Annotated in this window: 28 protein-coding genes; 5 read left to right on the top strand and 23 right to left on the bottom strand. The window is 34.7% G+C overall.

What is annotated here, in order from left to right; translation table 11 throughout:
- Positions 1 to 425: 425 nt before the first annotated feature.
- Positions 426 to 2,534 carry a type I DNA topoisomerase gene (gene topA / locus AB8S09_RS00525; protein ID WP_294180480.1) on the bottom strand — a complete coding sequence of 703 codons (2,109 nt, stop codon included), beginning with the start codon at positions 2,532 to 2,534 and terminating at the stop codon, positions 426 to 428.
- 63 nt (positions 2,535 to 2,597) lie between these two features.
- Positions 2,598 to 3,695, bottom strand: coding sequence for a DNA-processing protein DprA (gene dprA / locus AB8S09_RS00530; RefSeq protein ID WP_369868309.1), 1,098 nt, complete (start codon positions 3,693 to 3,695; stop codon positions 2,598 to 2,600).
- Positions 3,696 to 3,833: 138 nt separating this feature from the next.
- Here dprA and AB8S09_RS00535 point away from each other — a divergent pair, with 138 nt between their 5' ends.
- The 3 genes from AB8S09_RS00535 to AB8S09_RS00545 all read left to right on the top strand — a co-directional run bounded on the left by AB8S09_RS00535 (position 3,834) and on the right by AB8S09_RS00545 (position 6,079).
- A complete protein-coding gene (locus tag AB8S09_RS00535; protein WP_294180476.1) occupies positions 3,834 to 5,354 on the top strand; it encodes a YifB family Mg chelatase-like AAA ATPase in 1,521 nt (506 codons plus the stop codon).
- A 105-nt stretch (positions 5,355 to 5,459) separates the two neighbouring features.
- Entirely contained in the window at positions 5,460 to 5,630 is a 171-nt protein-coding gene (locus AB8S09_RS00540; protein WP_294180473.1) for a hypothetical protein, read from the top strand.
- An 80-nt stretch (positions 5,631 to 5,710) separates the two neighbouring features.
- Positions 5,711 to 6,079 (top strand): YraN family protein, encoded by a 369-nt coding sequence (locus AB8S09_RS00545; protein WP_294180471.1) that lies wholly within the window; start codon positions 5,711 to 5,713, stop codon positions 6,077 to 6,079.
- Positions 6,080 to 6,081: 2 nt separating this feature from the next.
- On the opposite strand, the gene rnhB is transcribed toward AB8S09_RS00545, so the two are convergent.
- The 20 genes from rnhB to pta all read right to left on the bottom strand — a co-directional run bounded on the left by rnhB (position 6,082) and on the right by pta (position 22,615).
- Entirely contained in the window at positions 6,082 to 6,912 is an 831-nt protein-coding gene (gene rnhB, locus AB8S09_RS00550; protein ID WP_294180470.1) for a ribonuclease HII, read from the bottom strand.
- A 10-nt stretch (positions 6,913 to 6,922) separates the two neighbouring features.
- Positions 6,923 to 7,765, bottom strand: a complete 843-nt coding sequence (ylqF, locus tag AB8S09_RS00555) for a ribosome biogenesis GTPase YlqF (protein WP_294180468.1) — start codon at positions 7,763 to 7,765, stop codon at positions 6,923 to 6,925.
- Between the two features lie 15 nt (positions 7,766 to 7,780).
- On the bottom strand, positions 7,781 to 8,302 hold the full coding sequence (lepB, locus tag AB8S09_RS00560) for a signal peptidase I (RefSeq protein WP_294180465.1): 522 nt from the start codon (positions 8,300 to 8,302) through the stop codon (positions 7,781 to 7,783).
- Positions 8,303 to 8,357: 55 nt separating this feature from the next.
- The gene (rplS, locus tag AB8S09_RS00565) at positions 8,358 to 8,705 is read right to left on the bottom strand and encodes a 50S ribosomal protein L19 (RefSeq protein ID WP_294180463.1); all 348 of its coding nucleotides are present in this window, start codon (positions 8,703 to 8,705) and stop codon (positions 8,358 to 8,360) included.
- A gap of 130 nt (positions 8,706 to 8,835) precedes the next feature.
- On the bottom strand, positions 8,836 to 9,561 hold the full coding sequence (gene trmD, locus AB8S09_RS00570) for a tRNA (guanosine(37)-N1)-methyltransferase TrmD (protein ID WP_294180460.1): 726 nt from the start codon (positions 9,559 to 9,561) through the stop codon (positions 8,836 to 8,838).
- Positions 9,552 to 10,040, bottom strand: a complete 489-nt coding sequence (rimM, locus tag AB8S09_RS00575) for a ribosome maturation factor RimM (protein ID WP_294180459.1) — start codon at positions 10,038 to 10,040, stop codon at positions 9,552 to 9,554. The genes trmD and rimM overlap by 10 nt, the downstream gene beginning before the upstream one ends.
- 122 nt (positions 10,041 to 10,162) lie before the next feature.
- On the bottom strand, positions 10,163 to 10,390 hold the full coding sequence (locus AB8S09_RS00580; protein ID WP_294180457.1) for a KH domain-containing protein: 228 nt from the start codon (positions 10,388 to 10,390) through the stop codon (positions 10,163 to 10,165).
- A 19-nt stretch (positions 10,391 to 10,409) separates the two neighbouring features.
- A complete protein-coding gene (gene rpsP / locus AB8S09_RS00585; protein ID WP_294180455.1) occupies positions 10,410 to 10,667 on the bottom strand; it encodes a 30S ribosomal protein S16 in 258 nt (85 codons plus the stop codon).
- 58 nt (positions 10,668 to 10,725) lie between these two features.
- Positions 10,726 to 12,075 (bottom strand): signal recognition particle protein, encoded by a 1,350-nt coding sequence (gene ffh / locus AB8S09_RS00590; protein WP_294180454.1) that lies wholly within the window; start codon positions 12,073 to 12,075, stop codon positions 10,726 to 10,728.
- Positions 12,076 to 12,090: 15 nt separating this feature from the next.
- Positions 12,091 to 12,405: a putative DNA-binding protein gene (locus AB8S09_RS00595; RefSeq protein WP_294180452.1), complete on the bottom strand. Its 315-nt coding sequence runs from the start codon at positions 12,403 to 12,405 to the stop codon at positions 12,091 to 12,093.
- Between the two features lie 102 nt (positions 12,406 to 12,507).
- A complete protein-coding gene (ftsY, locus tag AB8S09_RS00600) occupies positions 12,508 to 13,419 on the bottom strand; it encodes a signal recognition particle-docking protein FtsY (RefSeq protein WP_294180451.1) in 912 nt (303 codons plus the stop codon).
- A 50-nt stretch (positions 13,420 to 13,469) separates the two neighbouring features.
- Entirely contained in the window at positions 13,470 to 17,033 is a 3,564-nt protein-coding gene (gene smc, locus AB8S09_RS00605) for a chromosome segregation protein SMC (protein WP_294180448.1), read from the bottom strand.
- Between the two features lie 14 nt (positions 17,034 to 17,047).
- A complete protein-coding gene (locus AB8S09_RS00610) occupies positions 17,048 to 17,143 on the bottom strand; it encodes a DUF4044 domain-containing protein (RefSeq protein ID WP_294180446.1) in 96 nt (31 codons plus the stop codon).
- A 61-nt stretch (positions 17,144 to 17,204) separates the two neighbouring features.
- The gene (rnc, locus tag AB8S09_RS00615; protein ID WP_294180444.1) at positions 17,205 to 17,909 is read right to left on the bottom strand and encodes a ribonuclease III; all 705 of its coding nucleotides are present in this window, start codon (positions 17,907 to 17,909) and stop codon (positions 17,205 to 17,207) included.
- 75 nt (positions 17,910 to 17,984) lie between these two features.
- Positions 17,985 to 18,221 (bottom strand): acyl carrier protein, encoded by a 237-nt coding sequence (acpP, locus tag AB8S09_RS00620; protein ID WP_294180442.1) that lies wholly within the window; start codon positions 18,219 to 18,221, stop codon positions 17,985 to 17,987.
- A 78-nt stretch (positions 18,222 to 18,299) separates the two neighbouring features.
- The gene (plsX, locus tag AB8S09_RS00625) at positions 18,300 to 19,319 is read right to left on the bottom strand and encodes a phosphate acyltransferase PlsX (RefSeq protein ID WP_294180440.1); all 1,020 of its coding nucleotides are present in this window, start codon (positions 19,317 to 19,319) and stop codon (positions 18,300 to 18,302) included.
- 193 nt (positions 19,320 to 19,512) lie between these two features.
- Positions 19,513 to 19,695: a 50S ribosomal protein L32 gene (rpmF, locus tag AB8S09_RS00630; RefSeq protein WP_294180437.1), complete on the bottom strand. Its 183-nt coding sequence runs from the start codon at positions 19,693 to 19,695 to the stop codon at positions 19,513 to 19,515.
- A gap of 97 nt (positions 19,696 to 19,792) precedes the next feature.
- The gene (locus AB8S09_RS00635) at positions 19,793 to 20,290 is read right to left on the bottom strand and encodes a YceD family protein (RefSeq protein ID WP_294180436.1); all 498 of its coding nucleotides are present in this window, start codon (positions 20,288 to 20,290) and stop codon (positions 19,793 to 19,795) included.
- A gap of 64 nt (positions 20,291 to 20,354) precedes the next feature.
- Complete coding sequence (locus tag AB8S09_RS00640; protein ID WP_369868310.1) at positions 20,355 to 21,557, bottom strand: acetate kinase; 1,203 nt, start codon at positions 21,555 to 21,557, stop codon at positions 20,355 to 20,357.
- Positions 21,558 to 21,619: 62 nt separating this feature from the next.
- Positions 21,620 to 22,615 (bottom strand): phosphate acetyltransferase, encoded by a 996-nt coding sequence (gene pta, locus AB8S09_RS00645; RefSeq protein WP_369868311.1) that lies wholly within the window; start codon positions 22,613 to 22,615, stop codon positions 21,620 to 21,622.
- 224 nt (positions 22,616 to 22,839) lie between these two features.
- On the opposite strand from pta, the gene AB8S09_RS00650 reads away from it, so the two are divergent.
- Together AB8S09_RS00650 and spoVV are read left to right on the top strand one after the other, a co-directional pair.
- Positions 22,840 to 24,063, top strand: a complete 1,224-nt coding sequence (locus AB8S09_RS00650; RefSeq protein ID WP_294180431.1) for a nucleotidyltransferase — start codon at positions 22,840 to 22,842, stop codon at positions 24,061 to 24,063.
- 87 nt (positions 24,064 to 24,150) lie between these two features.
- Entirely contained in the window at positions 24,151 to 25,317 is a 1,167-nt protein-coding gene (gene spoVV / locus AB8S09_RS00655; RefSeq protein WP_369868312.1) for a dipicolinic acid transporter SpoVV, read from the top strand.
- Here the strand turns inward: spoVV and AB8S09_RS00660 are convergent.
- Entirely contained in the window at positions 25,300 to 25,824 is a 525-nt protein-coding gene (locus tag AB8S09_RS00660) for an ATPase (protein WP_294180655.1), read from the bottom strand. The two genes, spoVV and AB8S09_RS00660, sit on opposite strands and share 18 nt — an antisense overlap.
- Between the last annotated feature and the right edge of the window lie 18 nt (positions 25,825 to 25,842).

A 25,842-nucleotide genomic window follows, 5' to 3' on the forward strand; every position in this document is an offset into this window, starting at 1 on the left:
TATATATTACAACAGACTTTAAGCAGAATAATCATTTGTCCCGTAAACGGAGCCAACAGACTTTCTGCTAAGTTTTTGTAAAAAGATTTTCAATTAGAGCTTTAGACCATATACTCGATTAATGTTTTAGATTTTTTTAAATATTTTGAATTATTCTTTACACAATAATTATAATAACATAACAATTATTATAATTCAACTATATTTTCTAAATTTAAATCCTATTCCGCCTCCTGCATCCAATTATTTCAAAATTTATTTATCCGAACGCTGCCATTGCCAATACTCCCAGCTTCTCAAAGCGGAAGATAAGCACTACTTAAAGGATAACATATTCTAAGTGCCAAAGGCACTAAGAATACTGTTAATAAGGTTCAGGTGGAGAAAAGAATTTCCTGTAAGCAAGCTCCACCCAGGCCTTAGAATCACTTGATTTTCTCATCCTTATTTTCTTCAACATCATATTTTCTGTATTTGCACTCTGAGTTAGAACATTCTAAATAATTTCCCCTGGTTTTGTTATACTTCTTTACCATATAGCTTCCACATGCAGGGCACTTTTCATTCACAGGTTCATACCAGCTCACAAAGTCACATTTTGGATAATTGCTGCACCCGTAAAATTTTCTGCCCTTTCTACTTCTTTTAACTAAAACCTTGCCTCCACATTTAGGACATTTCACATCCAATTCCTCAACTATGGGTTTCGTATTTTTACATTCAGGATAACCTGGACAAGCTAAAAAATCTCCAAACCGTCCATGTTTTATTACCATATTTCTGCCGCATTTTTCACATTTTATATCAGTTACCTCATCTTTTATAGTAATTTTGGCAACTTCCTTCTCTGCCACATCAATGGATTTTTTCAACGGTTTATAAAATTCATCTACTACTTTTCTCCAATCATCTTTTCCGTCTTCAACAGCATCTAATTTGGATTCCATTTCAGCTGTAAATTCCACGTCAACTATCTGTTTAAAATATTCACTCAATATATTATTCACTATGTTTCCCAATTCAGTGGGGATAAGAGTCCTCTTTTCCCTCTGTATATACTTTCTATCCAAAAGTGTAGACAAAATTGGTGCATAAGTGCTGGGCCTTCCTATCCCATTTTCTTCGAGAGTCTTAACAAGAGAAGCTTCTGAAAATCTAGCTGGAGGTTGTGTAAAATGCTGTTTGCTCTCTGTGGATTTCTCAATAAGAAGCTCTCCTTCCTGCAGTTTGGGAAGTGCCTTATTGGATTTTTCATCTTCGGTAGTATACTCGTAAGCCTTCATGAACCCATCAAATTTAACTCTGGATCCGCTTACTTTCAAGCCATATTTTCCATCAACTATACTTATGGAAGTAACATCAATTTTTGAACAAGCCATTTGGCTCGCCAGAAATCTGTTCCATATCAATTTATAGAGTTTATACTGTTCTGGTTTTAAATTTTCCTTCGCTTTATCCGGCTCTATCTTCATATAAGTAGGTCTTATGGCCTCATGGGCGTCCTGTATGTTTTTCTTTTTGCTTTTAAAATTTCTGGGCTTTTCTTCCACATATTTTTTCCCGAATTTATCTATTACAAAATTTCTGCAGTCCTCCTGCGCTTCCTTTGAAATTCTCACTGAATCTGTTCTCATATAGGTTATGAGTCCAACGGTACCATAGCCCTTTACATCCACGCCCTCATACAACTGCTGAGCTACAGCCATAGTTTTCTTAGTAGAAAAGTTCAATCTCTTATAGGCATCCTGCTGCAGAGTACTGGTGGTAAAAGGAGGCAGGGGCGTTTTATTTTTACATGTAGTCTTAATTGACTTTACTATAAACTGCCCTTTTTTCAAATCCTCCGTGATTTTATCTGCCTCTTCCTTTGTAGCAATTTGAATCTTCTTCCTATTAAAGGTAGTGAGTTTTGCATTAAAACATCTAACTGCTGATTTTTTATGAAGTTCACACTCTATAGTCCAATATTCCTTGGGTTTGAAATCAATTATACTTTTTTCCCTGTCACATATCATCTTAAGAGCTACTGACTGAACTCTTCCTGCACTCAAGCCCCATTTGATTTTTCTCCAAAGTATTGGACTTATTTTATACCCTACCAATCTGTCCAATACTCTTCTGGCCTGTTGTGCATTTACTAAATTTATATTTATAGTTCTCGGATACTTTATGGAATTTTTTATAGCATTTTTAGTAATTTCATGGAACTCTATCCTGCATTTTTCACTTTCCCTCAACTTAAGCACATGAGATAAATGCCAGGAAATTGCCTCTCCTTCTCTGTCGGGGTCTGTTGCCAAGTATACCTTATCGCTTTTTTTAGCTTCTCTCTTAAGCTTATCCAAAAGTGTTCCCTTTCCCCTTATTGTTATATACTTAGGATTGTATTCATTATCTATATCAACTCCCAATTGACTTTTAGGAAGATCTTTAACATGACCCATGGAAGCCTTCACCACATAATTTTTTCCTAAATATTTTCCTATAGTTTTAGCCTTAGCCGGCGATTCAACTATAACTAGTTTTTGTCCCATATCATATACCCCGGATATCTTATTTGCTCCGGAGTCTGCACCCCCCTTATTTAAACATAACACTTATTTAATAATATTCTCATCATCTTGAATTTTTGCATAATAATTTCCTTGAAGACATATTATTTCGTCTTTTAGTTGCAATTCAAATAATAACTCATATAATCGTTTTATGTCAATATCAGTTACCCTACATATTTCATCTATATGTACAGGAATATGTCCAATAAATTTACATATTTTTTCCTCATCAACGTTTAATCTATGATTTTTCATATACCTCTTTTTCATATACTTTACGGGCAATATCTGAAACAGATCCTCCATGCAAGTAAATACATGAGCTCCTTCCCTTATAAGGGTATTCGTGCCCTTGCTCTTGGAGGAGAATATAGAACCAGGCACTGCCATGACATCTTTCCCCTGTTCCAACGCACAGCCGGCCGTTATCAATGCACCGCTTTTATTCCCTGCTTCAATTACAATCACCAAGTCACTCAGCCCGCTTATAATTCTATTTCTCATTGGAAAATTATATGGATATGGCTTTGTTTGAGGGATAAATTCGGACAATATACATCCTTTTTTTAAGATATCATCATATAATTTTTTATTTTCCCTGGGATACACGACATCTATCCCCGATCCCAGTACAGCACAGGTATACCCGCCGTTTTCAACTGCAGCCCTATGGCAGCAGCCGTCAATTCCCCTAGCCATACCGCTTATTATATTCAAATTATTCATAGAAATCTCTCTCCCTATGAGTAGAGCCACATTTTTTCCATACAAACTGCAATCCCTAGCTCCTACCATTGCCACACTTACATTGTTTAAAATATCGATATTCCCTTTATAAAACAAAACCGACGGTGAATCATCATAATTCTTCAATCTATAGGGATATTTTTCTGCACAGCTATTTACAGATTCTATACCTTCATTTAAAGAGTATTCAAGTAAACTTTCCAGCTTATCTCTATTCCAAGCTTTTTTCAATTCCCCATATATTTTATTATAGTCCTTGCTTACAAATATCGAATCCCTGTTAAAAATGCTATGTATATATATTTCTCTTGTGCTTTTGAAATTTTTTAACAGATAATTTTTTATCTTATTTGACATTTTGACAGAGGCAAACCACAGGTCATATATATTCATAAATAATTCACATCCCATTAAATATAATTACCTAAAAATTATGTTCATAATAAGGACATTTTATTCAAAAAAAGCAGCGTTTTATTTTAAAAGTTTAAAATAAAACATTATTGTCAAGAATTAAGCAGAGGTGATAATATGGCTACCAAACTAAATACATCTTCTTTTTTAGGCATAGAAGGGAATATAGTTTCAGTGGAGGTGGACATTGAAAGGGGACTTCCTTCCTTTAATATAGTCGGTCTCGCAGGTACATCTGTAAAAGAATCCAAAGAAAGGGTAAAAGCTTCAATAATAAATTCAGGATTTGAATTTCCTGTAAGAAAAATAGTAGTTAATTTGGCTCCTGCAGATATGAAGAAAGCAGGCTCGCTGTTTGACCTGCCCATAGCCCTGGGTATATTGATATGCACAGGGCAAATGAATTTTGATGACTGTGATGATTTTATAATACTGGGTGAACTATCTCTGTCCGGCAATTTAAATAAAGTGAGAGGTGTGCTTCCAATAACATTGGAAGGTATAAAAAATAATATAAAAAATTTCATAGTCCCAGCTGAAAACGCAGAAGAATGTTCCTCCATAAAGGGAATAAACTGTTATGCCTTTGAAAATTTAAAACAAATAGTGCATTTTATAAAATATAGAAATTCACTGCCTTATAAGCATAAAAAAATACAATCTAAAACTTCACGTCCTTCATTGGACTTTTCAGACGTATTCGGCCAGGAAAGCTGCAAAAGAGCTCTAGAAGTTGCTGCTGCCGGAAACCACAATGTACTTATGGTTGGTCCGCCCGGTTCTGGAAAAACCATGCTCGCCAAGAGGGTTCCTACAATACTTCCAAATTTAAGTTACGAAAATTCTCTGGAAGTTACCAAAATATACAGTGTCACCGGAAATTTAAATACAGGTGAAGGGCTTATAAACAAGCCGCCCTTCAGAAATCCCCATCATACCAGTACAACTGCTGCACTTATAGGCGGTGGAAATAATTTAATGCCCGGCGAAATATCCTTAGCTCACAATGGTGTACTTTTTCTGGACGAAGTACTTGAATTCAAAAAAAATGTTCTGGAAGTTTTAAGACAGCCTCTAGAAGAAAAAAAAATAATATTGAACAGGGCCGCCGGCAGAGTTTCTTTTCCATGCAACTTCATGACAATAATGGCTACAAACCCATGTCCCTGTGGAAACTTTGCTTCTGGAAAACCATGCACATGCACCGACTATGAGAGAAAAAGATATATATCAAAATTATCCAGTCCGCTCATGGACAGGATAGATCTGTTCACTTTTGTAAACTCTCTGAATTTTAAGGATATCCAAAATTACAAAAAAGGTGAATCTTCTAAATCAATAAAAAAAAGAGTGGAAGCTTCCAGAAAAATTCAGAAAAAAAGATTTAAAAGCCAGGGAATACAATATAATTCAGAAATGAACAGTACCCTCATTAAAAAATACTGTAAACTCAATAAAAGATCTACAGAAATACTCGGGAAAATTTATTCCAAATATAAATTGACCACCAGGGCCTATGGTAAAATTCTAAAAGTATCCAGGACAATAGCAGATCTAGATCACAGTGAATACATAGAGGAACCCCATTTAACTGAAGCTCTTTGCTACAGAAAATTCATAAATGACGATTTTATTTAAAATTGAAAATATTATTTACCAAAAATATCTTTATTTATATTTACAATAATTGTATAATATAAATAATTCAGGATATTTTTTATCCAGTGTTAGGAGGAATATCACATGTATTTTTTCTTAGTTATATCGGGTCTTATAATAGGTATTGTATTAATTCTTATAGGAATAAGAAGAAAAAGCAGAGATATTATAAGCATTGGAAGCGTACTTTCCATATTCTTCTTGTTGATTTGCATAAACGTATACATACCGAATTTTATCAGCGAACTGAGATAAGTAATCCTATACATAGTGAAAATAAACGATATAAATGCTATAATAAAAAAAAGTTTTAAAAAACAGGAAGGGGAAAAGCCATGCATTCTTCCAATAAGGATATAGGTTCCCGCGGTGAAGACATAGCTGAGAATCATCTAAAAGAAATAGGGTATATAATATTAGAAAGAAATTTTCAATGCAAAACAGGAGAAGTGGACATCATAGCAAAAGATGGAAATTATCTTTGCTTTATAGAGGTAAAATCCCGTTATGGTAAATTATACGGAAACCCCTGTGAAGCCGTAACTTACTCCAAGCAATCTAAAATACGTAAAACAGCCACTGTGTATATAATGAAAAAAAAGCTGTATAAATTTAATTTTAGATTCGACGTTATAGAAATAATATTCAACATCTACAATAATATTCCATCTATCAGGCTCATTAAAAATGCCTTTCAAATATAATTTTACAATATATTTTTCAAAAAGCTTCTTCTGTGTATTTTACAGATACCGTACTTTTTTATAGCCTCCATATGTTCTCTAGTTCCATACCCTGAATTATGTTCAAATCCATATTCAGGGTACATATGTGAATACTCTTCCATAATATTGTCCCTGTAGACCTTGGCTATAATTGAAGCTGCCGCTATGCTTGCACTTTTAGTATCGCCCTTTATTATAAATTTATTGTCACTGTGTAAACTCTTTATGGAATATCCATCAGATAAAACCATATTTACAGGCAATTTCAACCCTCTCACAGCTCTCTTCAATACCTCGTTATTACACCATGAAATTCCCCTTTTATCTATTTCTACATTATTTATAGTAGAAATATTATATCCTAACGACCTGTGCTTTATTTCTTTTGAAAGTTCGCTTCTCCGTTTCGGAGTGAGCTGCTTCGAATCCTTTATGCCTAAAATAAGTTCTCTATCATATTTGTAATTTAGGTTCAGTACAACTGCCGCCGCAGCTATAGGTCCTGCCAATGGACCTCTTCCCACTTCATCTGCCCCTGCAGTATATATTATACAATTCCCGATTTTTTTATCAAAGGAATACATTCCTTTAACTCTTTCAATTTCTTTCTTCCTATTTATAATAAAATTATAAAGGTTAGCTGCCAGGGTATTTACATTTTTTCTACTGTCAGATTTTAAATTTTCAAGTATATAGTTTACAAAATCTTTTTTTAAATCAAAATAATTTTTCTTTACAGAATCTATTTTTTTCTTTATATCCGCAAATTTATATTTATCCAGTTTATCCCAATAAAAATTTTTCTCATCCATCTACAGTTCTCTATGGCCTCTCCAGTGAGATAGACCCTAGCTTTCCTCCTCTAAATTCATCTAAAATCAAAACTGACACTCTATTGTAATCCACCCTGCCGCCAGATATTATAGCCCCTCTTTTTCTGGCTATATTTTCAATATTGTCCGCAGGATTTTCACTTAATTTATCAAGTTTATACCTTTTCTCAAGCCTGTCTGGATAATATTTTTTTAAAAATTTTACAAGGTTTAAGGCCAGCTCCTCCATGTCTACAATTTCATCCTTTATTGCCCCTGTATAGGCTAAATTTAATCTAGTCTCTCTGCTTTCCAGTTTGGGCCACAATATACCTGGAGTATCCATAAGTTCTATCCCCAATTTGGTTTTAATCCATTGCTTACTCTTAGTGACTCCAGGTCTATCCCCTACTTTAGCTATTTTATTTTTAGCCAGTTTGTTTATAAGTGAGGATTTTCCCACATTAGGTACGCCAATCACCATGGCCCTGTCGGTTATTTTGGAAATTCCCTTTTTTTTCATTCTATCGTGTTTTTCCTTCAAAAGACGGTTCATTTCAGTTTTTATATTCTTTAGGCCCTGACCCGTATGGCAGTTTACCGGCAGTACACGTATATTATCCACAGAAAGATATTTTATCCACAATGCAGTTATATTCTCTTCTGCCAAATCACTTTTATTTAAAAGTATGATCCTCGGTTTAACACCGCATATGTCTTCTACATCAGGATTCCTGCTGGATCTTATTATTCTCGCGTCTCTCATCTCTATAACAACATCTACTAATCTGAGATTTTCCTTTATCTCTCTTCTGGTTTTAGCCATATGTCCAGGAAACCAATTTATAGTCATAAAGCCATTTCCCTCCTAATTTTGAAATGTACTCAGTCTACCCATTCTGCTAAAAGGATATATTCTAAGTGCCGCCCTTCCAACTACCATTTTATAGTTTACAAATCCTACATCAGGGAATCTGCTGTCTCTACTGTTATTTCTATTATCACCCATTACAAATACGGTATTTTGAGGTACCGTAACTTCATTAAAATCCGAAGTCATAGTTTCCAATATATAAGGTTCATTTTTTACCACATCATTCACATATAACTTTCCATTTTCAACTTTTATTCTGTCCCCTCCAACACCTATTACCCTTTTGATAAATTTTTCTTTAGGATTTGCAGGATATTTTATCACCACTATGTCACCGGGTTTAGGAGCTCTAAAGTAATAGCTTACTTTTTCCACAATAAGCCTATCTCCATTACTTAAGGTAGGATCCATGGAATGTCCATCTACACTTACAGTTTCAAAAATAAAAGTTATAATCAGAAATGCCGCTATAATCGCTATTAATATGGACTTGCCTATTTCTATCAATTCCTTCATTAAAATTTTACACCACCTTAATATCCAAAAAAGGGACTTTATAAAGCCCCTTTTTTTATTTCAATGCTTCTTTTACCTTAGCTGCCTTGCCCACTCTATTTCTCAAGTAGTATAGCTTTGCTCTCCTCACTTTACCCTTTCTAACTACCTCTATTTTATCTATTATGGGAGAGTTGACTGGAAATGTCCTTTCAACTCCTACACCATAAGCAACTCTTCTAACTGTAAAAGTTTCTCTTATTCCGCCATTTTGTCTCTTTAAAACTACACCTTCAAATACCTGTATTCTCTCTCTGTTTCCCTCTTTAATCTTCACATGAACTTTCACTGTATCTCCCACATTGAAATCTGGTAAATCTGTTCTGATTTGTTTACTTTCTATCTGTTTTATTATATCTAACACTGCGCATTACCTCCTAATAATTATTCAACGCTCTTATCCAGCACATTCATATCGCAGACAGCGGAACGTCCGTGCAGCACAAAAAAATTTTATCACATATACATTTTATTTTCAACTGATTTCAAAAATATTATCTTCCATCATAAAACTTTATAAGTTCTCTGTCTTCTTCAGATAAGGATATTTTCTTAAACAAATCCGGCCTTTTATCTCTAGTCATTACAAGAGATTTCGTCCTCCTCCACTTTCTTATATTCTCATGGTGGCCGGACAAGAGTACTTCAGGTACACTATCTCCCCTAAAACATTCCGGTCTAGTATATTGTGGATATTCCAGCAGCCCATTGTAAAAGGATTCTTCCACACAACTTTCCCTATTTGACAGCACATTTGGTATCATTCTGCATATACTGTCCACAATTGGTATACAGGCCATTTCCCCGCCGGTGACTACAAAATCTCCAACGGATATTTCCATGTCTATATACTTATAGACCCTTTCATCTATACCTTCATAATGTCCGCACAAAAATATCAGCTCATTTTCTCTTGAAAGTTTTTTTGCAATGGACTGATTGAAAGTTTCACCTCTCGGTCCAAGATAAATAACCTTACCGCTGTTTCTAGTTCTCACTTCTTTTATACAATCCACTATAGGCTGTGCCGCCATAATCATTCCGGCTCCGCCGCCGTAGGGATAGTCATCCACTTTTCTGTGCTTATCCCTGGTAAATTCCCTTATATCAACGGTATTTATACTTAAAATATTATTTTTAAGTGCCCTTCCTATTATACTATAATTAAATACATCAAACATTTGAGGGAAAAGAGTAAGTATGTCTATCTTCACATCCATGTTTTCACCGGCTTTATAACTATTTTTTCCTTTTCCACATCTATATCAACTATCACATCTTTTATAGCTGGAATAAGCAGTTCATTTTTTCCCTTTATCCAATACACGTCATTGTTGTGGGTATGAAGTACCTCTCCTATTTTACCATAGAACATCCCATCTTCATCCACAACAGAACAGCCTATTATATCTGCAATAAAATATGTTCCCTCATTAAGATCAACTGCATCTTTTCTTGAAATCTCCAGATATTTTCCCTTATATGAAGTGGCTTCCTCTATTGAATCCACACCCTGAATCTTAAGTATGACCCTTTTGGACTGAAATTTACATTCAAGTACCCTCTTAGGTGTTCCATCTATATAGACAAGATCTAATTTATTGAACCTCTTGGGATCATCAGTTAGCGGGTATATTTTCAATTCCCCTTTTATTCCATGGGTATTTATTATTTTTCCTATGGTTATAAATTCTTTCATAGGGTGATATAATACACCTCTTTCCCAGCTTATATAACATATAGTATAATTTAAAATTGTCAATATATAGGCCGTGTTCCGAGATAGAAATATAAGAGTTAGATAGCCTAACTCTTATATTTCTATATAATCTCCACAACCACTCTCTTATTTTCCTTTATAGCCGCTGCCTTTACGACAGTCCTTATAGCCTTTGCTATTCTTCCCTGCTTGCCTATTACTTTTCCCATATCTTCCTGTGCAACTTTTAATTCAAGAATTACAGATTGCTCACCTTCAATTTCATTTACTTGAACCATCTCTGGGTTATCCACTAACGCTTTAGCAATCATTTCTACTAGCTCTTTCACTTAATACACCCCCAGTTAACTACCTAGCAAGTTTATCTTTCAATCCACACTTATCAAAAATTTTTTTAACTACTTCAGTGGGTTGAGCACCATTTTTTATCCATTTTAAAGCTTTCTCTTCATCAAATTTAACAGTATTTGGATCAGTCGTAGGATTATAATAACCAATTTCTTCTATAAATCTACCATCTCTTGGGAATCTCGAATCTGCCACAACTATTCTATAAAAGGGAGCCTTTTTTGCACCCATTCTTCTTAACCTTATCTTTACAGCCACTCATATCACCTCCTTAGAATAAAAATCTCATATATTTATAACAAAACTGATTATATATTTAAAAAGGAAACTTCCCAAATGTCCCCTTTTTAAAGCCTTTTTTCATTCCACCAAACTGTTTCATCATTTTTTTCATTCGCGTAAATTCCTTAAGCAGTTTGTTCACAGTCTGTATTGTAGTACCGGAGCCGCGTGCTATTCTCTTTTTACGGGAAGAGGAAGAATTTATAATAGATGGATTTCTTCTTTCCTTTAAAGTCATAGAATTAATGACTGCTTCAATTTTCACCAGTTCCTTTTCTCCTTTTGAAAAGTCAACTCCGCGCAGCTGTTTCATATTTGCCCCAGGCACCATTTCCATAAGTTTATTCAAAGGTCCCAATTTTTTAGCCTGCTGCATCATGGACAAAAAATCCTCAAAGTTAAATTCCTTTGTAAGCATCTTGCTTCCAAGTTTTTCAGCCTCTTCCCGGTCAATGGACTGCTGTGCTTTTTCTATAAGAGACAGTACATCTCCCATGCCCAGTATTCTCGACGCCATCCTGTCCGGATAAAATACTTCAAGATCATTCATTTTTTCTCCCATACCAATAAATTTTATTGGCTTCCCGGTCATGGCTTTTATAGAAAGTGCAGCCCCGCCTCTTGTATCTCCGTCCAATTTTGTAAGTATGACCCCACTTATATCAAGCTTTTCATTAAAACTTGAAGCCACATTAACTGCATCTTGACCTGTCATGGCATCTACTACCAGCAGTATCTCATTGGGACTTACTTCCTCCTTGATCTGCTTTAACTCATCCATCAATTCCTCATCCATTTCAAGCCTGCCTGCCGTGTCTATTATAAGTATATTAAAACCATTATTTTTGGCATACTCTACAGCACCCCTGCATATGTCTACCGCCGCTTTTTTATCTCCCATGGAAAACACGGGTATGTTTATTTCCTTTCCAACTACCTGAAGCTGTTTTATTGCAGCCGGCCTATATATATCACAGGCTACCAAAAGTGGTCTTTTGTTTTTCTTCCTCAACTTCAACGCCAATTTGCCACACATAGTAGTTTTACCCGCACCCTGCAGGCCTATCAGCATTATTGTGGTCAGTCCCTTTGGATTATACTCAATAGAACTCTGGCTGTTTCCCATCAAAGCTGTAAGTTCTTCATTTACTATTTTTACAACCTGTTGTGCTGGAGTCAGGCTTTTCAGTACCTCTTCACCCAGACATTTTTCACTGACACTCTTTATGAAATTTTTTACTACTTTATAATTAACATCTGCCTCCAAAAGTGCCAGTTTTACTTCTCTCATAGCATCTTTTATATCCTTTTCAGAAAGTTTACCTTTACCTCTAAGCTTTTTTAATGTCTCCTGAAGCTTAGATGCCAATCCTTCAAAAGCCATTTTAATCCTCCTAAATTAAACATTATCCACTATATAATTTTTTATTTTGTCTAAAGTTTCCTTATTCTCACTACAGCAAAGGGAATCTATAAATTTCAGAATTGACTTTTTCTTCTTCAATACATGAAGTTTATTTTCATATTGCATTAAAAGCTTATGACATCTTTTTATAATATCATACACTGCCTGTCTGCTCGTATTGGTGTGCTCTGCTATCTCTTTTAGAGACAAGTCTTCGTTATAATAGAGTTCCATTATGTCCTTTTGTTTTTTTGTCAAGAGCTCACCATATATATCAAGCAGCATGGAAAGCCGCACTCTTTTTTCCACAATACCATCTCTTTTACTCGATGAAGCAAAAAATATTTTATCAACAAAATAAATAATATCAAAATTAATAAATGCTGTCAAGTATTTTTACTTAACAGTGTCCTAAAATAATGCTTCAACAAAATCCCTGCTCCTAAATTCCTGTAAATCGTCGATATCTTCACCAATTCCAACTAATTTCACCGGTATATTCAAGCTGTGCTTTATGGATATTACAATCCCGCCCTTAGCACTTCCATCTAGTTTCGTGAGTATTATTCCGTCTACAGGACACACCTTTGTAAATTCTTTTGCCTGTTGAACTGCATTCTGGCCCGTAGTGGCATCCAGTACCAAAAGTGTCTGTTTAAAAGCTTCCTCATACTCTCTTTTTATTACCTTATCTATCTTTTCAAGTTCCTTCATCAGATTCTTCTTATTATGGAGCCTTCCAGCCGTATCGCATATCAAGACGTCCGCTTTTCTAGCTTTTGATGCTTGAATTGCATCAAATATAACTGCTGCAGGATCGGAACCTTCCTGATGTTTTACTATCTCAACACCGGTTCTTTTACTCCATACTTCCAGCTGATCTATAGCCGCAGCCCTGAAAGTATCCGCCGCCGCCATAATCACCTTATAACCTTTGTTTTTCAGCTTATAACATATTTTACCTATGGAAGTGGTTTTACCTACTCCATTTACACCTATTACCAAAATTATCTCCGGAGTCTTCTCAGGTATTATGCTGTTCTTCTCATCACCTAATATATCCATGATAATCTCTTTAAGGCAGCCGTTTAACAAATTAGGATCCTTTATTTTTTCTTCCTTTATTTTTTCCTTCAGCCTGTCTATGATGTACATCGTAGTTTCTACACCTATATCAGCAGTTATAAGTATTTCCTCAAGTTTATCATAGAGATCGTCATCTATAGTAACTGCTCCGCTCAGCATATCCGTTATCTTTCCAGTCAAATTGCTTTTAGTCTTTTCAAGGCCGTTTTTTAATTTATCAAAAAATCCCTTAAACATTCTTCAATTACCTTCCTCTTATACATATATTTGATTTCCAGCCGCCAACTTTAACAGGCATTTTCCAAATCCACAGAAACTATCTTTGAAACTCCCTTTTCCTCCATAGTAACTCCATACATGACATCACTTACCTCCATAGTGGCCTTTCTATGGGTTATCACAATAAATTGAGTATCCTCAGAGAATTTTTTAAGAAATTTTGCATATCTAACTACATTTGCCTCGTCCAGTGCCGCCTCTATTTCATCCAATATGCAAAAGGGGGTTGGCTTGAGCTTGAGTATTGCAAACAGCAGCGCTATGGCAGATAATCCTTTTTCACCTCCTGACAAAAGATTTATATTCTGAAGTTTTTTTCCCGGGGGCTGGACCGTTATATCTATGTCTGAAGTGAGTTCATCACCATCTACAAGCACCAGATCCGCACTTCCACCATCAAATAGTTCTCTAAAAATGAAATTGAAATTTTTCCTCAGTTTACTAAAATTTTCTTTAAAAAGAGCCTTCATTTTTTTAGTCATCATGTCTATCACATCTTCAAGTTCACCTTTTGACTTTACGAGATCATTCCTTTGAGAACTCAAAAATGTTGTTTTTTCCTTCAGAGAATCATATTCCTCTATAGCTCCCAAATTGACTGTTCCAAGTCCTGAAACAGCATTTTTTAAATCCAGTATTTCCCTGTTATACCTGTTCAAATTGTCTATATCCTTCTTATACTTCAGGGCATCTTCATAGGTAATTTCCAGATCATCTTTCAACTTTAAACTCATATTTCTTTCTTCTTCCGAAAGCTTAGCAAGAGATAATTGCATTCTGTGAATTCCCTGTTCTTTCTTATTTATCACAAGTGCCAGATCTTCCAATTTATCATTGTGCTTTTTTACACTGTTCCTTAATCTTGTAATCTCCAAACTGTTTGATTTTACAGAGTCTTTGATCTTCTCTATTTTCAGCTTCACACTATCTATATTCTTTAAATTGTCAGCCTTCTTTAATTCACAAATATGTATATTTTTTCTACAATTTTCAATTTCTTTTCCTATGCCTGATTTTTTTAATTCCAGTTCGTCTCTTTCACCTGCCAGTCTTTTCAGCTCCTGTGATCTATTTAAAATATTCTCATCAATCTTTGCCTTTTTTATTTTTAGCTGGGTAAGTTTTCCCATCTTATCTTGAGAGTCTTTCTTATTCTTCTCCAATTCCCCTTCTATTTGCGAAATATTTTTATTATCCTCTGCCTGTTTTTTGTAAAGCATTTCCAAATTCATTTTCTCTTTCTGTAATTTGCCTTTATTGGTATCAATATCTTTAGAAATTCTATCGACTTCCCTATTGGATATCTTTACATTCTCAAGTAATTTTGAATTTTCCCTTTTTATGCCATCCAGCTTGCCCTGCATCTTAGTCATCTCTATATTTTCATCATAAATTTTATCTTTCAAAGTCAAAATATTTTTATTATTCCCATCAATTACTTTTTTATTATCTTCCATCTTATCATTTAAATTCTCAATCTTAGCACGTATATCTTTCATATTTTCAGAAATTTCAGCTGTCTCTCTTTTCCTTCCTATTATGTTATTACTTCTCCTTTTGATACTGCCGCCTGTAAGAGAACCTCCAGGGTTTACAACATCCCCCAAAAGAGTCACTATCTTAAACCTGTATCCACACGATTTAGCTATCCCAAGAGCACTGTTCATGTCAGTGCAAATTATCGTCCTTCCCAACATATAATCCATAACAGCTCTAAATCCACTTCTGCATTCTAAAAGTTCGCTGGCAATACCTACATATCCCTTTATATTTTTAAACCTGTCTGTATTCAATATCTTTCTGCCCTTGATTGTAGTAAGAGGCAAAAATGTGGCCCTGCCCAGCCTGTTTTTTTTCAAATAATTTATAAGAAATTTGGCCATATTTTCATTTTTAGTTATTATATTGGATATGGCACCTCCAAGGGCAATCTCTATACATATTTCAAATTTTTTTTGTAGATTTATGACTTCACCCACCAGGAAACAATCATTTTCACCAACATCTAATTTACCTTTTTTTATTTCCATCATAAGCGATCTTGCAGTTCTATTATAACCCTCATAGTGTTCTTCAAAATTGACAAGCATGGCATAGTTTGCCTCCAACTTACTATAAGTTGTATTTAATTCACTCAGGTTTTTCTGTTGAGATAAAAAAATTTTATTTAATTTGATATTTTTTCTTCTGCTTTCATCAACAGCAGTTTTATATTTTTTAATATTACCTTTTATATCCTCTATTTTGGAAAGCATAATATCTTTCGTACTGGAATTAATTTTTACAGAATCGCCATAACTTTTACAGGAATTCCTTATATTTTGAATCTTTTCTCCCATATCGCCTATATCTTTTTCAATTGAAATTATATTATTTTTCAATCCAGATATATTTCTCAAATGTTCTATTTCATTTTCCTTCAGGGCTCTATATTTTTTCTCTCTTTCAACTATATTTTTTTCAATTTTTTTTACAATATCATAATGTTCTTTTAGTTCTGTGTCTATTTCCTTTTCGTCCAATTTTAGCTTAGAAATATCAGCAGCCTGTATACTGCTCTGGTTTATATTTTCAGTTTGCTTACTTTTTATCTTATCCAGCTCCAGCACAGCCTTCTCCAAAGTTTTTTCTATGTTATTTTTTTGCTGTGCCAACAATTTTATACTGCTGTCTATTTTCTGAACACACTCTTTATTTTTATAATAATTTTTTCTATAAGTAGAATTTTCCCTGTTAAAGTTTTCCATTTGTTCATTCCATCGTGTCACTTTTAACTTTAACTCGGCAAATTCTGAATTTAACTTGCCGGTGTCACGTTTGGTATGGTCTGTGGATTCTTTTATTCTATTTATTTTTTCCCTTAACTTTTCAATAGAATGAACCAGAAGGTTTATTCTCATTTCTTTCAGTTTCCCAGAAAGTCTCAAAAATTCATTTGCCTTTTCCCTTTCATTTTTGAGAGGTTCCAGTCTTTCCTCATAACTTTCTAAAATATCTCCTATCCTCAACAAATTCTCATGAGTGCTTTCCAGTTTTTTTTCTGATTCCTCTTTTCTCCAGCGAAATTTTACAATCCCAGCTGCTTCCTCCAAAACATATCTCCTGTACTCCGGCCTGCCGTTTAAAATAGACTCTATATTACCCTGCCCTATTATGGAATAGCCCTCTTTCCCTATACCTGTGTCCATAAAAAGTTCATTTATATCCTTTAGCCTGCACTGTGTATTATTTATATAGTATTCGCTCTCTCCAGATCTATAAAGTCTTCTTGAAATAGTGACATCAGAATAATCTATAGGAAGTTTCCTATCAGTATTATCAAGGGTAAGATAAACTTGACACAATCCCACCGGTTTCCTAAATTGAGTTCCGGCAAAAATCACATCCTCCATCTTTCCCCCTCTCAAATTTTTTATGCTCTGTTCCCCAAGCACCCACTTGACTGCATCCGAAATATTACTTTTTCCGCTTCCATTTGGACCTACAATAGAAGTAATTCCATCGTTAAACACCAGTTCTGTCTTATCCGCAAAGGATTTAAAGCCTTTCATACCAATAGTCTTTAAAAACATAAAATAGACACTCCCTATCTAAAAAGCATCGGCAATAATCCCAGTATAAATATAAACACTACAAAAACCACAAGTGCCCTAGTCATTCTATCCCTGGTCTTTTTTTTCATAATATCCACTCTCCTTATAATATATTTCTATCCGAAGTCGTGAAAATTTCTGTATCTATAATTAACTTTTCAGCTGCAGATTGCTCAAAGCATTATGGGCGGCATTCTGCTCCGATTCTTTTTTACTATAACCTACACCTTTGCCTAACACATCTTTATTATCTATACACACTTCAGTATAAAATTTTCTCCTGTGAGGTGGGCCGTCAAATTTCACAAGTATATAATCTATGGATACATCCCCATTTTTTTGAAGAATTTCCTGAAGTTTTGTTTTATAATCCAATATTATTTTATTTTCCATAGCCTTTTTTATAACATCCTTAAAATTATCAATGATAAATTTTCTAGCCACTTCGTATCCAAACTCCACATGAACCGCCGCAATAATGGCCTCCACGCAATCTGCCAGTATAGAAGTTCTCTCCCTACCTCCTGTGATCTCTTCACCTTTACTCATCCTTATATATCTCCCTATATCCCACCTTTTGGCTACCTCATAGAGGGAATTTTCACAGACTATAAGAGATCTCTTTTTGGTAAGTTCTCCTTCAGGTTTATCCTTATACATTAAAAACAAATATTCCGATATGCAAAGCTGTAGTACGGAATCCCCCAAAAATTCCAGTCTTTCATTAAATTTTATATCTTTTCTACCATTGGCATAAGAACTATGGGTTAATGCTATTTCAATCAATTCCCTATTTTTAAAATGTATATCTAATTTTCTTTCTACACTTTCAATATAATCTACTTTTTCACCCATTTATATTTCTCCTTTTGCTGCTTCTCTTGAAACTTAAAGTCCCGTATGCTAAACGGGACTTTAAAAACACTTGCTCTATTCCTCATCAGTATGAGCTTTTATGTAATCAACTACATTTCCCACAGTTTTAACTTTTTCAGCCTCTTCATCAGGTATTTCCAAGTCAAATTCTGTTTCCAAAGCCATGATGAGTTCAACCACATCAAGTGAATCGGCACCTAAATCGTCAACAAAAGATGATTCCAATTTTACTTCCTGCGGATCTATTCCAAGTTGTTCAGATATTATTTTTTGTATTTTTTCAAAAACCATAATTCCACCTCCAAAAATTTTTATACCTAAATAATATTACATAACTTATGTATCGTCAACAATAAACAGCTGTAAACTTCACTTCTTTATATTATTGCCTTCAATTTTAGGTATTTTCTCCACTTCAGATTTTATCTTATCCACAACATTATTATAATAACAATCAAGCGCTCTCTTTATAGCATTTTTAAATGCTTTTCCGCTGGAGCTTCCGTGAGCCTTTATACATATACCTTTTGAACCCAGAAATGCAGTACCTCCATATTCGGAATAGTCCATCTTATTTTTGATTTCACTGAAAACCGGTCTTAATATAAGACCTCCCACTTTATTCTTAAAGGATTTCATGATCCCATCTTTCAACATGGCAAATAAATTTACAGCTACACCCTCATACATTTTTAAAACAGTATTTCCAATCATTCCATCACAGACCAATATATCTACATTCCCCGTTGGAATGTCTCTTGGCTCCACATTGCCAACAAAATTGAAATCCATTTTTTTTAAAATACCATAGGCATTTTTAGTCAGTTCATTCCCTTTTTCTTCTTCCACCCCTATATTTACAAGTCCTATAGACGGGTTTTTTCTTTTCAAAACATTTTCCAGATATATTTTACCCATAAGTGAAAACTGCAGTAAATACTGAGGCTTGCAGTCCACATTGGCCCCTGCATCTATAATCATAAAGCTTCCATTTTTACCTGGTACAATAGGTGCCAGAGCCACCCTGTCAATTCCTCTAATTCTCCCTACAATCAAGGTAGCACCTGCCATGAACGCTCCCGTGCTCCCTGCAGATACAACAGCATCTGCCTTATGTTCCTTTACAAGAGTCAGCGCTTTAACTAAACTCGAATTCTTTTTTCTTCTAACTGCCATAACAGGTGCTTCTTCAGTAGTTATAATTTCAGGAGTGTCTAAAATACTTATCTTGCCTTCAGGATAACTGTATTTGGATAATTCCTCCCTGATTTTTTGTTCTTTACCAGTTATTATTACATCTATATTTTCTTCCTTGACAGCTCCAACCACTCCCTTAACTACAGCTGAAGGTGCAAAATCTCCCCCCATCCCATCTACAGCAATTACCATACACTTTACCTCCTATGCCATCGACAATCTACTATTATATAAAAAAAGAAAGCCTCAAGACTTTCTTTTATCCGAAGGCTGTTAAAAGCTAAATTCAATTCACAATATACACATTAAATATATCAAATTATATATCAAATTCGGATAAGTTATTCCCATGTTTATCTGACATCTGAACTTGGGAATCACTCTACTAATTTTCAGTTGAAATAACTTCTTTACCCTTATAATATCCACAATTTTTACATACTCTATGGGCAAGTTTCATTTCATGACATTGAGGGCACTCAACCAAATTAGGTAAATTCAATTTAAAAGTCTGTGCTCTTCTAGAATGTTTTCTTGCTTTTGAAGTTTTTCTAGCTGGATTTCCCACAGTAAACACCTCCTTAATCACTGAAACTTAACATAACTAAATAGCCAAAGTGCCAAAATAAATATTCATCCCACTGCTGAAGCTGACTGGCCTCCTGCTAAGCTTTTGTAAAAACGTCTTTTAATTTCGCCAATCGTGGATCAATATCGTCATCTCTGCAATGACACTCAGAATAATTCAAATTGGTACCACATTTTTGACACAAACCCTTGCAATCTTCTTTGCAAAGCCTTTTAATTGGCAGGTTCAATATAATATTGTTTTCCAATACCTCTGTAATATCTATGACACCGCCATCTAGGAGGATGATTTCCTCATCTCCACCTGAATTATTGGCAAATTTCTCGAAAATCGGTATGTTTACAGCATATGGAAATTTTTCGAAACACCTGGAACAAGTGAGCTGCAGCAAACACTGCAATTTCCCGGCTAATATAAAAATATCTCCCTCTTTGCTTAAAGTTCCTTTCAAATCCATAGGTTTTAATAATCCTATGTACTCGCCGCCGTAGTAAAAACCCTTCTCTTCTACTTTAAGTTCAAGTTCTCTTGACAATACATCTCTGTCAAGTAATTCTGATATATTTAATTCCATAATACTCACCTCTACACATTAGCCACAATTTATTATATAGAGATGAGCATTAAAAGTCAAGTTTTTATTTTCTACTATTTTCCACTATTTCTTTTGTATCCCTAGCTATCATAAGTTCCTCATTTGTAGGTATTACAAATACCTTAACCTTTGAATCAGGAGTGCTTATTTCCTGTGCCTTTCCTCTTATGTTGTTCTTCTCTGAATCTATCTTAATCCCAAGATAGCTAAGCCCGCTGCAGATGGCAGCTCTGCTGGTAGCTGAATTTTCTCCAAGTCCAGCTGTAAATACCAGGGCATCTACACCATTTAGGACTGCGGCATAAGCTCCTATGAAGGACTTAACTCTGTGGTAGTATAAATTTAACGCCAGATTTGCCCTTTCATTTCCAGAATTAGCTGCACTCTCCACATCCCTGAAATCACTGCTAACTCCCGATACTCCCAATATTCCGGATTTCTTGTTCATGAGAACATCTATATCGTTTATAGACATATCCGCCGTATTTACTAAATACGGTATTACAGCTGGATCTATGTCTCCACATCTAGTTCCCATTGCAAGTCCTGCAAGCGGTGTGAATCCCATGCTGGTATCAACCGATTTGCCCTTATCCACTGCACATATGCTGGCTCCATTTCCGAGATGACAAGTTATGATCTTGAGATCTTTTATGTCTCTTCCCATCAGCTTGGCAGCTTCCATGGAAACAAATCTATGAGAAGTACCGTGAAATCCATACTTTCTAATTTTATATTCTTTATACAGTTCGTAGGGAAGCGGATAAATGTAAGCATAATTTGGCATTGTCTGGTGAAAAGCGGTATCAAATACACCAACCATAGGCGTATTTGGCATCAATTCCCTGCAGGCATTTATCCCTACTATGTTGGGTGGATTATGTAATGGTGCCAGTGGTATGCAATCCTCAATGGCTTTCATAACTTTTTCATCTATAAGTACGGATCTTGCATATTTCTCACCGCCATGAACAATTCTATGCCCCACTGCAGATATCTCTGACATACTGCCTATAACACCGTATTTCTTATCTACAAGGGCGTCAAGAACCAATTTCACTGCAATTTTATGATCTTTCATAGGCTGTTTTACGATATGTTTCTGGTCATTGACCTTATGAGTTAAAATAGAGCCATCTATTCCGATCCTCTCTACAAGTCCCTTTGCCAGAACTTTTTCATCTTTCATGTCTATGAGCTGATATTTTAATGATGAACTTCCACAGTTCATTACTAATATCTTCATTTCAAACATCCTCCTAATATATAGCTAAATTAAAATCAATTATTTCTCGCCAGATAAGTTTTCTAACCCTGAGCCTGAACGGCTGTCACTGCTACAACATTTACTATATCTTCAAAACTGCATCCCCTGGACAAATCATTTATTGGTTTTGCAAATCCCTGAGTTATAGGTCCTATTGCTTCAGCCTTGGCAAATCTCTGCACAAGTTTATATCCTATATTTCCTGCTTGAATATCCGGGAACACAAGTACATTTGCCTTTCCGGCAACATCGCTGCCAGGTGCTTTCAAATTTGCGACATCCCGCACTATAGCTGCATCCAGCTGCAATTCTCCATCTATTTTTAAATCAGGTCTAGCTTTCTGGGCTATTTTAGTAGCATTTACCACTTTATCAACTAAATCGTGTTTTGCACTTCCTTTAGTTGAGAATGAAAGCATTGCAACCTTTGGATCCATCCCGCATAATTTTTTTGCCGTCTCTGCCGTGCTCACTGCAATGGAAGCCAATTGGTTTTCATCCGGGCATGGATTTACTGCACAATCAGCAAATAAAAGCAGTCCATTATCGCCGTACTTACAATTTGGAACTCCCATTATAAAAACACTTGAAACTATAGGTACCCCTGGAGCCGTTTTAACTATCTGAAGGCCGGGTCTCAAAAGATCTCCGGTAGTATGTACGGCACCTGAAACAAGTCCATCTGCATCTCCAAGTTTAACCATCATTGTAGCAAAATATATGGGATCTCTTACTATTTTGTCCGCCTTTTCCAGCGTTATTCCCTTTTTCTTTCTCAACTCATAAAATTCATTAACATAAGTTTGAAGTTTGTTTGAAGTCTGTGGATCCGCTATTTCAATCCCATCTAAATTCACTCCTAGTTTTGATGCTTTTTCCCTTATAGTATTTTCATTTCCTACTAAAACTATATTGGCAATACCGTTACCTATTATTTTTTTACAAGCCTTGAGAGTTCTTTCCTCCTCACCTTCTGCAAGTACAATCTTTTTTTTGTTGGCCCTTGCCATATTCCATATTTGATCCATTAATTTCATCTTTGACTCTCCCTTCAAAATTGATTATGTAATATAAGACTAGATACAATTATACTATAATCCTTTTTAACTGTATTTTTCAATTAAAAATTATCAAATTTAAAACTTTTAATAAAACTTTTTGATAAATACATATGTAAAATTTCTTTAATGGATTATAATGTATTAGTATGATAGTCTTTATATTTCAATAAATAGAATACTATAATAGAAAGGAAACTTCAATGAATATTACAGGAATAATAGCAGAATACAATCCCCTTCACAATGGGCACAGGTACCATATTGAAAAATCAAAATCCATAACTGGATGTGATGGTATAATTGCAGTAATAAGTGGAAATTTTGTCCAGAGAGGTATCCCATCCATTATAGATAAATGGGCAAAAACCAGGCTGGCACTTTTAAACGGAATTGACCTGGTTATAGAACTTCCTGTACTCTACAGTCTGTCTTCTGCAGAATTTTTTGCATTTGGCGCTGTCAGTCTCCTGGAGAACCTAGGCATAGTTAAAAATCTGTGTTTTGGAAGCGAATGTGATGACATTCAACTTTTAAAATCAATAGGTAAGATACTATCTTCGGAACCAGAAGAATTCAGGTATACTTTAAAGAAAAACTTATCTTCAGGCATATCTTTCCCCCAGGCCAGAAGCAATGCGCTGATTGAATTTTTCCACAGTAGAAACAATCTTGAATCTGGGAAGTGCAGCCTGGAAAAAATACTTTCCTCACCCAACAATATTCTCGCAATTGAATACTGCAAAAGTCTGGCAAGACTTAAAAGCAATATTACTCCCGTCTGTATTAAAAGAATTGGAAGTTCTTACAACAGCCTAAATATTGAGGATAATTTCTCCAGTTCATCTTCCATTAGAAATTTCATAAGGGAAAAAGGTAATTTTGATGATTTAAGAAACAATTTGCCCTGCAGTGTATTTTCAACCTTAAAAAGAATGAATTGCTCAGGATATGACTTTACTTTTGAAGACTTTATGGTACCTTATTTAAAATACAAATACTTTTTTAATGGAGAAAGTTTAAAAAAACTTCCAGATGTATCAGAAGGCATTGAAAATAGAATTTTCAATGCAATAAAAAATAATCATTCCTATAAAGGCATCATAGAATCATCCAAAACCAAAAGATACACCTACAGCAGAATAAGCAGAATATTGTGTCAATTTTTTCTAGGGTTTGACCACTTTGACACGGACAGTTTGAGAAAAAATACATGTCCTTATATTAGAGTACTTGGTTTCAACAGCAGTGGCAAAAAAATTTTAAGAGCCATTAAAGAGAATTCCCATCTTCCCATCTATACAAAAATGCCGCAAAGAGCAGGCCAAATCTTGAAAATGGACACTCTAGCCACCAATGCCTACAGTCTCTTAAATAAAAATATACCTTTCAACTACGATTATATCAAAAGCCCAATCATAATATAAAATTTAGAATAAGCCTCCCACTTTATAAATATAATTTATTAAGGCATATATGTTAGTCAAAAGTTTTTAGAAAGTAGGTAGCTGTCATTGATTATTTTATTTTATCTTTTAATATTCGCCATAGTACTTATTTTATGTTTCTGCATAAAGAACGTAAACATTCTCATAACTATATTATGTACTATTTTAATAGGGCAGATTATATTAACTCCCAAAATATGCATAGATGGTGTGATAACCGGTGCTCTCCTATTTTTCTATAAGGTATTCCCATCTTTGTTCTCATTTTTGGTTGTATCAAATATAATTTTATCCTATGACGGAGTGTACATATATTCCAGAGTAATGGGAAAATTCCTCTGCAAGCCCTTAAAACTTCCAGTCAACTGCAGTTTCGTATTGATAATAAGCATGCTCTGCGGATATCCTCTAGGTGCAAAATACGCCTGTGAACTGCATGAAAAAAAACTAATAGATCTGCCTACCTGTGAAAGGCTTTTAAATATAGCTTCTAATGCCAGTCCTTTATTTGTACTTGGTTCCGTTGGTATTTCAATGCTTAATAATTCCAGCATAGGATATATACTTCTTTTATCCAATCTGCTTTCATGCCTGATAATGGGATTTTTAATACCTTCCAGAAAGCCGTACAGAGTTCCCGTTCAGGGTAAAAAGCATGTGTATGCCAGTCAAAATATCGGAAAAGTACTCAAAGGCAGCATTGAAAATGCAATAAAAAATTGCATGTCCATAGGAGGATTTGTAATTATATTTTCCGTTGTGAATAACATTTTAAAAAACAATTTTTTATTTAACTTGTTAATGCAGCAGATATCAAAAATTACGGGAATTTCATGTGATATAATAGAGGGATCAATTCTCGGAATGATAGAAATGACCAACGGATGCAATTTGATATCATCCTCCACTGCTTCACTCACTTTAAAAATTATTATTGTAAGCTTTTTATTTACTTTCAGCGGTGCTTCAATTGTATCGCAGGTCTACTCTTTTACTTACAAATTTAAAATATCCATGAAAAAATATGTTGTTGGTAAAATATTTCAGGGGATTATATGTTCCATATTGAGTTTCTCAATCTATACTTTATTCTCCGGCAAATTGTCAGAGGAAACATTTTTGCCCTATTATAAAATTACAGGAGGACCAAGCAGTATATTTATAGTTCTTTTAGCCCTGCTCATATTGCCCTGGCTGCTATTTAAGGCGGTGAAATTATTTCATATCCCTTAGTTCCTTTATATTTTCCCTTATAGAATCGGTCTTTAAATCTATCTTTCCCTCTAAATCATTTAATGTCTTCTGGAATTCCAGTTTCAAGTTTGTCAAAAATTCGTTGCTTTTATCCGTTATCTCTCCGTCCAGCTGGTTCAGCATTTCATCTGCATAATCCCTGGCTCCCAGCCTTATTGCTTTGGCATTTTTTTGTGCAGATGAAATTATTTCCTGCGCCCTCATATTTGCTTCTTTGGTAATATCATGATTTTCTATCTGCTTTCTCAACAAATTCAGATTTTCTTTTTTTATATTATCCGCTTCTTGCACGGCTTCAGTCAAGATTTTATTCTTTTCCTCAACTATCCACTGTGCTTTTTTTAACTCACTGGGAAGACAGTTGACTATCTTATCCAATACTTCCTGAATTTCTTTCTTATTTACCATGACCTTTCCCGTCATAGGAACCCTAGCAGAAGTATCCATAATTTCTTGAAGGTATTCCAAAAGTTTAATAGCATCCATCATTTTCTCCCCCTAAAG

Source organism: Clostridium lapidicellarium, from assembly GCF_041224415.1.
Classification (GTDB): domain Bacteria; phylum Bacillota; class Clostridia; order Clostridiales; family Clostridiaceae; genus Clostridium_B; species Clostridium_B lapidicellarium.